This is a genomic window from Pseudoalteromonas sp. HL-AS1, assembly GCF_031198785.1.
GTDB classification, from domain to species: Bacteria; Pseudomonadota; Gammaproteobacteria; order Enterobacterales; family Alteromonadaceae; genus Pseudoalteromonas; species Pseudoalteromonas distincta.
On record NZ_CP133569.1, the window covers coordinates 487,559 to 499,735 of the forward strand.

Genomic DNA, 12,177 nt, shown 5'->3' on the forward strand with positions numbered 1-12,177 from the left:
TTAAATACTCCATAATAAAAGCTTTGTATCCAATGTGTTTATGGTTCTAATTTAAAAGAACCGCTAGCATTTACATCAGGATTATTTATTTCATTAAGATTAAAGTTGCCAGTAATATTGTCTAAGTCATTCAAAAATATTGCATCAACATCGCCCTCGGCTTTATTGTTACCATGGGATGCAAATGTAACGGCCAGCTCAAGTTCGCTTAAATTTATTAAGCCGCTGTAAGCTGCATACCAATTTCCACCGGCGTCATTAAAACTAATTTCGCCATCAGGCACGGTGCCATTATCAAAATCAACTGCCATAGTCATAGCAAAGTCAGTAACAGCACCCACACTCGAATTTACATTAAAGCTTGATACCTCATAGTTAAATACACCTTGGCGCTGAGCTATTTGATCGACTAAAGATGCGCTGCTAACAGTTTGAAATTGTTGTTCAGAATATATATCCATAACACCTGTATCAGCTTCAAAAGCATTTACTTCAACTTCAGTTACCGATGCTTGCTCAGTTTCTTCTTCGTTGTCGTCTTTAGGATCAATTGCTACTATATTTTGATCAAACACGCGTGCCGCACGTGTTGTTTTAAAGACTTCACCAGTGGCTGTAATTTGTGCAAACGAAAATGCCTCGTTATCACCCAAAGAAACCACGTTATTATTTTCTAACGTTAAATCTATTGCGCCATCCCATACCGCTAAAAATACATCGCCTTTAACCAGTTGAACTTCAAAATGCGTTCCGCGTATACCAATAGAGCCTACGGGAGTTTTTACACTATAAGAGCCGCCATTTTTTTTAATTACGCCGGAAATAGAGCGCAAACCGCCTTTAAGTAACTCAATAGAAGCAGAGCCTTGTTGGGTATTGTCATTAAATTCGTAGTTAGCAATATTTAATTCTGAGTTTTCTTTTAAGGCTATTAAACCACCATCCAACATCGAAAATTGCGCTTTGCTTTTCTCTCCAGTCGTAATGCGATCTACGCCAAAAACAGTATCTCTGCGCTGCAACTGTCGTTGTTGTTCATTGCTTCCATCAACCGCGAGTACAGAGCCTCGTGCTAAAATAGTTTTACCAGCAGGGTCGTTTGCTTGTGTATAAAAACTTACACAAAGTAAAGTGGTAATTACAGGGAGTAAATGTTTCATAAATACCTTAAATTAAAATGAGTAAGAAGCGCTTAAATTTATATCTAAACGGTCATATTCGAATAAAGAAATATTACTGGATTTATCTTGATAGTTGGCAGCCAACTGTATGGCTAAATCGCGATTAACTAAGTAGCGAACAGAAGTTGAGAACATAAAGAGGTTATCGGCACGTTCTTGTAAAAATAAAGGGTGATCATCTTTATAATTAATCCATTGGTATCCAGCAAGAGATAACAACTGCCAATGTTGAGCCAACTGAGTGTTCACTTGGTAGTACAAGCTCGTAATATTACGGCTATTAAATTCACCCTCAGTAATGTCAGCTTCCTCGCTTTTAGCGTTAATGCTTAAGCTTTGAAACCAATTTCGAGCTGCATAGCTAGCACCTGTATTTATCGCATAAAATGAATTATCGAGCTTTTCATCAAATCTATTGTTTAAAACACCTGCAGTCAAAGAGCTAAATAAATTAACTTGTTTATTTAGCGTAAAATTAGCTCCGGCCGTTAAAGCTGATTCAGTACGATAAAGTTCGCCATCAAGCATCAACGGAGTGGTAGCAACTAGTGCAAACCAACTTATGTCATTTTGTTTATATTGATAGGCGGCATTAATGTGCGCATTTATACGATCGTATTGACTGAGTTCTTCAAACTTGTACCACCCGGTATCAATACTTAAAGTGATTAAGCTTTTTTGATCAATAGGGTGAGAGTACTTTCCTCTGTAATTAAGTCGTGCATAGTTGTCCTGCGTACTTTTACTTTCTGGCGATAACAAAAACTCACCAATATTAGGAATTATAATCGTATTTTCTGCAGTACCTGCGTTTACGTTGCCATCTACGCCAAGGGCAAGCTCAATATTTTGTTTATAAGAGCGTCCAGCCTCTTGTTGCTTAAGTGCTGCAGTTTCTAGCAATGATTGTGCTGAAGACTTTATATTATTAGGTGTGTCAGGTGAGTTGATTAGTATTAAAGCTTGAGTATCGGCAGCAGGTAAATTATTAACTGTTAAATAAGCGCGAACTAAGTACAAGCGAGCTTCATACCATCTAGGATTATTTTCAACCACGCGTTCAAAGGCAAATACAGCTGGCGCCGCATGCCCTGTTTTAAGTGCACTGACCCCTAATAAAAAGTCGTATACGGGTTCGCCCAGGTACTGGTATTCGCTATTACTTTTTTGATAAGCCTGAGTGTATTTTTTTTCAGAAACTAATTTTTGAAGCTCAATCAATAGCTTATTATATTCATCATTGCTTTGAGCCAATGAGTTAAAGCTCATTACAGCTAAACAACTACACAGTAAATTTCCTAAAACCTGTTTAATCATGCTTAATTTTATATCCCAGTAGAAGTTTGATGTTTTGTAATAAAATGATGTTAGTACTAGAAACCTAGCACTTTTTGTATTGAAGTACAGCCAGTACAATCACATTGGTTAAATAAATGTAATTTAATTGCAGGCTGGATACTTGTTTAATAAATCTTCGCGCTAAACTAATTTAAATAGGGAAGGTTGCTGAAAAACTGTTTTAGTTTAAAATATTAATTAATTCAGGTGATAAAGCTTTGGTTTGCTGTACGGGATATTAAAAGAGATAAGTAAGGGAGATTATTCAATATAAAGATAGGATATTACTAAGATAAAAAAGTGGGGCGATTGACGGGGCTTGAACCCGCGACAACCGGAATCACAATCCGGGGCTCTACCAACTGAGCTACAACCGCCACTACACACACCTTGTTTGGTGTGGCGCGCATAATACATAAAATAATAATTGTTGTGAAGCCCAAAAGTGAAATAAATTAAAATAATTTAAATCAGGCAAATATAATTAGTATTTAGCCGTTAATATTTTTTCAAAGTAGGCTATGTTTTATCGCATAAATGCCTCTAAAAAATAGAATACACTTGCATTTAATAGTATCAATTTATTATTTCATGAGAGTAAATTGTAAATTAATGTATAATAATGCCCGAAAACGCTTAATAAAAAACATTTGGAGTAAATATGGATTCAGTACTTAATTGGCTTAATGATAACTCAGGCCTAATTTTACACTACGGTATACAAGCTGTTGTTGCGCTTGTTATCTTTTTACTTGGTAGTCGTGTTGCTAAGTTTTGTTCTAACTTAACTGAAAAAGGTTTTGCTAAAAAGAAAGTAGATAAAGCTGTCGCTTCATTTGTTTCAAGTATTGTGTACACACTTGTATTTGCTGTAACTATTTTAATGGCACTTTCGCAAATTGGCATTGAAACAACTTCGTTCATTGCTATTTTAGGTGCTGCCGGTTTAGCTGTTGGTTTAGCATTACAAGGTTCATTATCTAACTTCGCATCAGGCGTACTAATTATTTTACTTCGTCCATTTAAGTCTGGTGACTTTGTTGAAGCAGGTAATAAAATGGGTACGGTTAAAAAAATCGAAATATTCTCAACTGAACTACGTACTCCAGATAACAAAGTAATTATCGTACCAAACTCCCAAATAATGTCTGGTGCTATTACTAACTTTTCACGAGAGTCTACTCGTCGTATCGATTTAGTTATTGGTGTTGGCTACGATGCTGATTTACGTCACGCAAAAGAAGTATTAAAATCTGTATTAGATGCAGAAACACGCATACTTAAAGATCCAGCTTACAATGTATCTGTAAATGAGTTAGGCGATTCAAGTGTTAACTTTATTGTTCGTCCTTGGGTTAACGCTGCTGATTATTGGCCTACTTACTGGTCATTAATGGAAAATATTAAAATCGCATTAGATGATGCAGATATTACTATCCCATTTCCACAAATGGATGTTCACTTTCACAAGCAAGACTAATTTTAAATAGTTATTTAATTAAAGTTATCTTTAATTGTTATAGTGCTAAAGAGCTATTAAACATAAAATTTTCATGCGGTATTTGCTGCATGAAAATTTTTTACATTATTACTTAGCTGTTTAGCTTGCTCTAACAAGTAATGCTTTAATAAAATAGATGTACATTTATACAAAGGTTATTTTTTAATGAAATTAAAGCTTTTATCAGTTTTAGTTGCGGCTTCTGCTGCAACAAACGCATTTGCTGCAGACGCAGAACAAAGAACATGGGAAGTTACCAGTGAACTAGGTGCTATTGTCACAAGTGGTAATACAGAAACGACCACACTCAAAGGTGGCATTAAAGTTCAGCACAACCTTGAACACTGGAACAACGAATACAAGCTAGACGGCATCTACAAAGAAGATGAAGTTGAAGATGCAAATGGTGACAAAAACAAGCAGCGCACTAACGAAAAGTATTCAATTTCTGCGCAAGGTAATTACAAATTAAATGAAGATCATTCTCATTTATTCATTTATGGTTCACACGTTTCAGATTATTTTGGAGCGTATAGAAGTGAGTCAGTAATTTCTGCTGGTTACGGTTTACGTTTATTAAACGAAAAAACTATGTGGCTAAGTGCTGAAATTGGTCCTGGTTATAAATACTTTGAATACCCAGATGACAGCACTGAAGTTGATGACAACGGTAACTCTCTTGCTGGTGAATTTGAAGGCGAAGTAATTGCCTTGGGTAAGTTAGATTACAACTGGCAAATTTCTGAGAATGCACGTTTTACTCAATTAGTTGCTGTTGAGTACGGTGATACAAACACTAAAACTCGCTCTGAAACTGCATTACTTGCAAAAATAAACGGCTCGTTACAAATGAAAGTCGCTTTTAATGTCACTAATAACTCAGATGTTGCTGACGACAAAGAAAGCACTGACACTGAAACATCATTCACGTTGGTTTACAGTTTTTAACCAATGTAGTTAAGTTAATGACACTAAAATGACAAAAGGGGCGAAAGTCCCTTTTTTATTTGCCTAAAATTAAGGTATTATAGCCACCAATTTTGGTTGTAGACCTAGGGATATACCTACTCGTGAAAGTTTTTACACAATTTATTAGTGCTTTTATTCTACTTTGTAGTTTTAGTACTTTGGCTTTTACGCCAACAGCGTCTCAAATTGAGCAATTTAAAAAGTTACCTAAAGCTCAACAAGAAGCTCTCGCAAAACAGTATGGTGTTGATATATCAACGATCACTGGTACAAACCAATCTAATAATCAAAATAATACACAGCAGCAAAGTAGTATTGGTGAGCGTACCGAGCCAGAAAAAGAAGAGCTTACAGATGAAGAGCGCTTTAAACCAAAAATAGACGAACTTAAGCCATATGGCTATGAGTTGTTTGCAGGTGAACCTACTACGTTTATGCCAAGCGAAAATGCCGCAGTACCAGATACATATATTGTGGGCCCTGGCGATCAATTAAAAATAAACTTTTATGGTAAAGAAAGTGACAGTTTTGAAGTTATAGTTGACCGTGAAGGACGTATTAGTATTCCAGATTTAAGCCCTGTAGAAGTGGCCGGTTTAACCTTTGCTGAAATTAAAGAGCTAGTAAAAGTAAAAGTAGAGCAAGAGATTATAGGTGTAAAAGCGTTTGTATCGCTTGATCAGCTTCGTAGCATGCGTATTTTAGTGTTAGGTGAGGCATACAAGCCAGGTAGCTACAGTGTTTCATCATTAACAACTGTTTCGCACGCTTTATTTGTAAGCGGTGGCGTGTCTGAAATTGCTTCACTGCGTAATATTCAAGTGAAGCGCTCGGGTAAAACGGTGGCTAATTTTGACCTTTATGACTTACTTATTAAAGGCGATAGCAGCAACGATATCGTATTAAAGCCGGGTGATGTTGTATTTATACCATCAGTTGGCGCTCAAGTAACAGTTGAAGGTGCAGTTAAACGTCCCGCTATTTTTGAACTTAAAAAAGGTGAATCTGCTAAGCAGTTATTAGCAATGGCCGGAGGCCTCAAACCAAATGCATACGCCAAAAGCGCTATTGTAGAGCGCTTTAACTTCGATCGTAAAGAAGTACTCTCAGTCGATTTTTCAAAACCACAAATTAACTATATCCCACAAGATGGCGACCGTATTCGCTTTAATTCAGTTAGCTCGCAATATCAAAATTCAATTAGCTTAATTGGTGCAGTAGCACGTCCGGGTAATTATCAATGGTATCAAGGTAAGCGTATTTCTGATGTTTTAAAATCAGTACGTGGCGACTTGCTTCCACAAGCAGATCTAAGCTACGGCCTAGTTATTCGCGAAATTAATATAAATGGTGATATAGAAGCGCACCAATTTGATGTAGCACAAGCCATTATTAAAAACCCTGAAAACAACCTAGAATTAAAAGCTAATGATAAAATCGTAGTATTTAGCCGTTTTGAAGAAAAAGAGGCTGAAAATTCAGCACTTACTAATATGGCCTTAAGCCAAGAGCAGCAAGAGCAACAGCTTAAGGCTGAGCAATGGCATAAATATCAGCAAAAAGAGTTTGAAAAATACATTGATTTAAAACAAAAGAATGCTGAACTTGAAACTGAATTTGATGATTATGCTTTATTTAGTCGGCATAATCTTTTAGCGCCCATTTTAGCTAAGCTTAAACAACAAGCATCAGTTGATCATGCTGTACAACTTGTTGAAATTGGCGGCAACGTTACGTCCCCTGGGGTTTATCCGTTGATGGTTGGTGGAGATGTACGTGATTTAGTGACTGCTGCAGGTGGGCTGTTAGAGTCAGCCTATCTAAAACAAGCCGAAATCACTCGCATCGTTTCAAGTGACGCCTCTAAGATTGAGCATTTACGCTTAGACCTCGAAAGCGCAATGATAGGTGATTCAAAAAACAATATTACTTTACAAAGCAAAGACAGTATTAACGTATTCGCCATTCCAAATTGGCAAGAAAATGTAAAAGTGGAACTTAAAGGCGAACTAAGGTTTCCGGGCACATACACAATACGCCGCGGCGAAACGCTTACGGAGTTACTCGAACGTGCTGGAGGGTTCTCTGAATTTGCAGAGCAGAAGGCTGCTATTTTTACCCGTGCTTCCATAAAAGAACAAGAACAAAAGCAGCTTGCTCGTTTATCTACAGAATTACGCCGTGATATTGCATCAAAAAGCTTTCAGAACTCTGTAAGCAGTAATTCACTTTCATACGATGAAATGAACAAACTATTAAACGATTTAGCAAGCGTTGAAGCAGTGGGGCGTTTAGTTATCGATTTACCGTTAATCGTCGAAAACAGGCAAAATTTAGTGCTGCAAGATGGCGATACACTTTATGTACCAAGCAAGCGTGATTCAGTCAGCGTAATAGGAGAAGTTAATTACTCTACTTCTCATTTATTTAAAGCGGGGGTTAGTCTAGAAGATTATCTTGACCTTAGTGGTGGGTTAAAAGATCGCGCCGATGAAGATAGTATATACATAATCAAGGCCAACGGTTCAGTTGTAATTCCAGATAAGGGTAGTTGGTTTGCATCAAGTAATAACCAGCTTGATGCCGGTGACACAATTGTCGTGCCTTTAAACGCTGACCATATGGATAAGCTCACGCTTTGGAGCACCGCCACACAAATACTTTACCAACTAGGTGTAGCAGTGGCTGCAATAGCAACACTTTAGGCATATAGACAGTTATACATTATGTAAAGCTGCCTTAGCTTTAGGCAGCTTTAACAGCTAACAAAAAAGAGAAAGTTTATGGAAAATGCTAATAACTTAATATCAAATGATGAGGTGATTAGTCTAAAAGAGCTAGCAGCTGCTTTGTGGTTGGATAAATGGAAAGTTATTTTTATCACAGTAACATTTGTAATTGGGGCTGTAATTTACTCATTGAGTCTCCCAAATAAATACACAGCTCAGTTAGTGTTGACTCCAGCGAAGAGTGAGTCAAAGGGCGGCTTATCAGGGTTAGCCTCTCAATATAGTGGTTTAGCAGCTATGGCAGGGATAAATTTGGGTGGTGGGGATAGCAGTAGAGTTTATCAAGCAATGGAACTTATCAAAAGTTGGCCCTTTTTAGAGAGCTTCTATAATAAGTACAACTTAAAGCCGTTAATTATGGGAGTAAAAAGCTGGGATAGTTTATCCAACGAGCTAGTTTATGACCAAGAGGTTTATAATCCCAAGGATAATAGCTGGATTAATATTGATGAGACTGATAAAGACCCTGAGCCTACTAGTTGGGAAACATATAAAGTAATAAAAGAGATGTTGTCTATTTCTTTAGATGATGAAACAGGGATGTTAACAATTTCTTTTACCCACTACTCTCCTAATATAGCTAAAGAATGGGTTGACCTTTTAAAGCAAGAGATTAATAGTTTCTATCAAAAAAAGGACATGAGTGAGTCTAAAAAGAATATTGATTATCTAAAGTCAAAAATTTCTCAAACGCCAGTTACTGATATGCAAGTTGTATTTTACAATATGATTGAAAGTCAGACCCAAACATTAATGCTGGCTGAGGTAAGTGATGCATACTTATTCAAGACAGTAGTTCCAGCTACAGTTCCACAAGTTAAATCCTCTCCTAAACGTTTAATTATTGTAGTCGTTGGGGCATTTTGTGGGGGGAGCTTATCGCTTATGTGGGTGTTTATTCGTTTTTTTACTCGACGTTCGAAAAGTACTCTTTAGGGGTATAGCTTGTTAACTGCTAACAAAGTGGATTTGCGTAAATCGGAAAAGGTTATATTATTTGCTATTGTAACGCATTTAATTGGTTATCAAATCTTTGGGCTTATAGGCTCTGTTCTTCCTGTACCATTTATAACACAATTATTTCGTTTAGTTACTGTAGTTACAATAATTTTAGTAATATGTTTTTCTAGGATTAAAGTTACTTACACTCGATCTCATGTTTTCTTATTCTTTTGTATTATTGCGTATGTTTTACGTGTGTTAATTTATTTTGCTAATGGATTTGAAAACAGCTTTTTTACATTTTTTTATTACTTTCAAAATCTATTTATTTTATTACTAATACCTATAGCTTTAATTGCATTCGACCTTAATAAAGCTCATTTAGAGTATTTAAAGCAAGTGTTTTTTAAGTACTCTTTGTTTTTTATTTTATTATTGTTTATTCTCCTTCCATTTTCAGAACCAGGAAGACTTGGGTTTGAAAGGTTAAACCCAATATCTATAGCACTCTACTTAGGTGCTGGGATTATTATAGCCGCAAATTCTAATATTAAGATTTTCATTAAATTAATACACATTTTTTTATCACTTTATTTAATGATATTGTCCGGTTCTAGAGGGCCTTTACTAGCTTTATTATTATGTTTATTTATGTTTTTCTTATTTAGATCCTCTACGAAAGTTAAGATATCTCTAGGCGGGGTATTTCTTTTCTTTATAGCTGTTTTTATAAGGTTTGTTCAAGATATAATTGCCATAGCTCCAGCCTTAGCAAGGTTTAACCCAACCTCTGACGCAGGTTACATGTCAGTAGGAATTCGACTAGAACAATATATGTCAGCAATTGATATATTTACTGATAATATTTTTTTTGGCGGTAGCTTATTAGAGCAAGCACATAATTATTACCCACATAATTTATTTTTGGAGCTGGCAATGTCGACCGGCTTAGTTGGGATAATTATAGTTTTATTATTAGCCTCTTTTACAGTTATTAAAGCTTGGAAGTTACCGGATAGTCAAAAATGGATTAATTTTTTAACTCTATATTTCTTTCTATCAATGATGTTTTCAGCAAGTATTGCTACCTCCTACCAGCTGATTATCTTATTGTTATTAGTTCTTAGAGCAAAGGTAGATGCCACATCATGTCCAAAAGTATTAAAACCAAGTTGAATTGAGTCACTTATAAAGTGTTTTTAGTTATATTTACTTGTATTAGATGGTAAAATATTGCGTCATCGCCTTGCAAGCAGTCATATGAAAGTTTTTTTGGTTATTTACTTTACGCTTTGACTATTCATTATAATTTTATATTTAAATTAACCACTAAGTTAAAAAGGACTTCGTATGCCTGGGTATTTATCTGAGCAGTTTGGGTTAGAAAAACTGCCAGAGTATAGAAAGTATAATAACTATAAGGTTATTGATAACCCTCATGTTGATAATAAAAAGTGCTTAGTATGCTTTTCAAGTAATGGGTTATACTTTCCAAATACTGATTTAGAACTATCTAAAATAATAGATAATGATCGCTACGAATGGGAAAATATAATCCCTAAGTCTTCTTATTCTAGGGTTATATTGCTAAGGGATTTATATAAGCAGTGGTACATTGCAGGTATAAGCGAGCAGTACAACTCTGTGGATAAAGTAAAAAGCTTGTTAAAAGAGTTATGTGATGGATATGATGCTGTATTTATAGGCTCTAGTGCAGGAGGGTATGCTGCTGCTCTATTTGGAACTTTAGTTGGGGCAAAGCACAGCTTATGTTTTGCTGGACAGTTTGATCTTACTAAAGTACAAAAAGATGAAGTGAAAAATAAGCTGCTGTATGATGAGCGGGATTATAAATATATTAATATAAATAAATTTATTAATAATGTTTTTTATTTTTGTCCAATAGAGTCTCAGCAGGATAAAGAGCAATATCAGTTTGTCAAAAATAATGAGGGCGTAAATTCGATAATATTTAAATCAAATATTCACGGTATCCCTTTCAAGCCTTATGCAATAAAAAGAACTATTTCATTGTCGAGCCATGAGCTGGTTAAGCTATCGAGAACAGTCCATAAGCCAAATGCATTTTCTTTAAAGTATATTCATGTAAATGATTTTACTATTTATATAAAAAGAAGAATTAGCCGTATTTTAAATAAAATCTTTAATAAAAGTGCCCGCTAATGCAGATTAGTGCAAATATAAAATCTTTCATTTCTAATTCAGCCTGGTTGCTCTTTGATAAATTTTATCGAATTGGGTTAGGTATGCTTGTAAGCGTCTGGATTGCTCGATATTTAGGACCAGCTAGCTTTGGAGAGTTGGCATACGTCATTTCAGCCTTAATTTTTTTCCAAACACTTTCACGCGCAGGGCTAGACGGAATTGTCGTCAGAGAGCTTTCATTAAACCCTAAAAATAGCGAAGAAATAATAGGATCTGCTTTCTTTATTAAGTTGATTTCGGGAGGGCTATCGTATTTATTGGCCGTTAGTTTATTCTATTGTTTTGAAGGCCCTAATCTAACTTTGTTAATAGCTCTTGCTGGTATTACGCTATTTTTCCAGAGTATGGATATTTTAGAACTATGGTTTCAAAGTCAATCTCTTAATAAAAAATCTGTTGTAGCCAAATTGATAGCCTACAGTATTGTAAATATTGGTAGAATATTTTTAATTATTACTGAGCAGGATATTATTTACTTCGCTCTTTTTGTTGGCCTAGAGATGGTTTTTGCTGCACTAGCTTTAATTATTATGTATTACCAAAATAATACTTTCCTCAGTTGGACAGTATCAAAAAAATTGACTGTTAAATTGCTTAGAGAGTCTTGGCCTTACCTACTATCAGGCCTATCAGTCGTACTTTATATGCGCGTTGACCAATTACTTATAAAAAACTTAACGTCTCCGGAATCACTAGGTTTTTATGCGGCTGGTGTAGCTATATCATCCCAGCTTTCATTTATTCCAGTTATTATCCAAAAAACTATAACTCCTTTCATTACGCGAAAAAAAGCTGAATCAGAGCAGCAGTACCAGCAATGGATTAAAAAGTTGTTTTTTGGTTATGCTGTATTTGGTTGGTTAATCTGTATTCCATTTTATTTTTTTGCAGAATATCTGATTGTTTTCCTATATGGGGAGGTTTATAGATCATCTAGTGAAGTATTAGCAATTCATGTTTTTACTAATCTCTTTATTAATATGGGGATTGCACAAACTATTTGGATGGTTCTTGAAGGTAAAGGAAAGTTAGCACTTGCAAAAACTCTAGTTGGTTTATGTGTATGTATTATATGTAACCTCATCTTAATACCCCGTTATGGTATTGTAGGGGCTGCAATATCAGCAGTATTAGCGCAGGCGAGCCAAGCTGTTTTGTCGAATATAATTTTGGCGCCTAATATATTTTTATTACAAGTTAAAAGCTTAATTTTCATCAAGGCTAAATAGGT

The 12,177-nt window shown here is 35.4% G+C and carries 9 protein-coding genes and 1 tRNA gene; 7 read left to right on the forward strand and 3 right to left on the reverse strand.

Annotation, left to right across the window (positions count from 1 at the left end; translation table 11 throughout):
- Positions 1-38 precede the first annotated feature (38 nt).
- The 3 genes from RB214_RS02205 to RB214_RS02215 all read right to left on the reverse strand — a co-directional run bounded on the left by RB214_RS02205 (position 39) and on the right by RB214_RS02215 (position 2,896).
- Entirely contained in the window at positions 39-1,160 is a 1,122-nt protein-coding gene (locus tag RB214_RS02205) for a FecR domain-containing protein (protein WP_182752335.1), read from the reverse strand.
- Positions 1,161-1,172: 12 nt separating this feature from the next.
- The gene (locus RB214_RS02210; protein WP_309168214.1) at positions 1,173-2,498 is read right to left on the reverse strand and encodes a hypothetical protein; all 1,326 of its coding nucleotides are present in this window, start codon (positions 2,496-2,498) and stop codon (positions 1,173-1,175) included.
- Between the two features lie 322 nt (positions 2,499-2,820).
- Positions 2,821-2,896: transfer RNA gene (locus RB214_RS02215), tRNA-His, on the reverse strand.
- A gap of 284 nt (positions 2,897-3,180) precedes the next feature.
- Here RB214_RS02215 and RB214_RS02220 point away from each other — a divergent pair.
- The 7 genes from RB214_RS02220 to RB214_RS02250 all read left to right on the forward strand — a co-directional run bounded on the left by RB214_RS02220 (position 3,181) and on the right by RB214_RS02250 (position 12,175).
- The gene (locus tag RB214_RS02220; protein WP_024596588.1) at positions 3,181-3,999 is read left to right on the forward strand and encodes a mechanosensitive ion channel family protein; all 819 of its coding nucleotides are present in this window, start codon (positions 3,181-3,183) and stop codon (positions 3,997-3,999) included.
- Between the two features lie 186 nt (positions 4,000-4,185).
- Positions 4,186-4,968: a YdiY family protein gene (locus RB214_RS02225; RefSeq protein WP_024596589.1), complete on the forward strand. Its 783-nt coding sequence runs from the start codon at positions 4,186-4,188 to the stop codon at positions 4,966-4,968.
- A 122-nt stretch (positions 4,969-5,090) separates the two neighbouring features.
- Positions 5,091-7,694, forward strand: a complete 2,604-nt coding sequence (locus RB214_RS02230) for an SLBB domain-containing protein (RefSeq protein WP_309168217.1) — start codon at positions 5,091-5,093, stop codon at positions 7,692-7,694.
- A gap of 78 nt (positions 7,695-7,772) precedes the next feature.
- Positions 7,773-8,714, forward strand: coding sequence for a Wzz/FepE/Etk N-terminal domain-containing protein (locus tag RB214_RS02235; protein WP_138488470.1), 942 nt, complete (start codon positions 7,773-7,775; stop codon positions 8,712-8,714).
- A gap of 9 nt (positions 8,715-8,723) precedes the next feature.
- Positions 8,724-9,896: an O-antigen ligase family protein gene (locus RB214_RS02240; RefSeq protein ID WP_309168221.1), complete on the forward strand. Its 1,173-nt coding sequence runs from the start codon at positions 8,724-8,726 to the stop codon at positions 9,894-9,896.
- A gap of 174 nt (positions 9,897-10,070) precedes the next feature.
- Positions 10,071-10,904 carry a hypothetical protein gene (locus tag RB214_RS02245; protein WP_138488472.1) on the forward strand — a complete coding sequence of 278 codons (834 nt, stop codon included), beginning with the start codon at positions 10,071-10,073 and terminating at the stop codon, positions 10,902-10,904.
- Positions 10,904-12,175: a flippase gene (locus tag RB214_RS02250; RefSeq protein WP_309168222.1), complete on the forward strand. Its 1,272-nt coding sequence runs from the start codon at positions 10,904-10,906 to the stop codon at positions 12,173-12,175. Before RB214_RS02245 ends, RB214_RS02250 begins: the two co-directional genes overlap by 1 nt.
- Positions 12,176-12,177: the final 2 nt, after the last annotated feature.

What these genes read in the sequence shown, in the direction of transcription:
- RB214_RS02205 (WP_182752335.1), bottom strand. Translation starts at nt 1,160, where the DNA reads ATGAAACATTTACTCCCTGTAATTACCACTTTACTTTGTGTAAGTTTT.
- RB214_RS02210 (WP_309168214.1), bottom strand. Translation starts at nt 2,498, where the DNA reads ATGATTAAACAGGTTTTAGGAAATTTACTGTGTAGTTGTTTAGCTGTA.
- RB214_RS02220 (WP_024596588.1), top strand. Translation starts at nt 3,181, where the DNA reads ATGGATTCAGTACTTAATTGGCTTAATGATAACTCAGGCCTAATTTTA.
- RB214_RS02225 (WP_024596589.1), top strand. Translation starts at nt 4,186, where the DNA reads ATGAAATTAAAGCTTTTATCAGTTTTAGTTGCGGCTTCTGCTGCAACA.
- RB214_RS02235 (WP_138488470.1), top strand. Translation starts at nt 7,773, where the DNA reads ATGGAAAATGCTAATAACTTAATATCAAATGATGAGGTGATTAGTCTA.
- RB214_RS02245 (WP_138488472.1), top strand. Translation starts at nt 10,071, where the DNA reads ATGCCTGGGTATTTATCTGAGCAGTTTGGGTTAGAAAAACTGCCAGAG.
- RB214_RS02250 (WP_309168222.1), top strand. Translation starts at nt 10,904, where the DNA reads ATGCAGATTAGTGCAAATATAAAATCTTTCATTTCTAATTCAGCCTGG.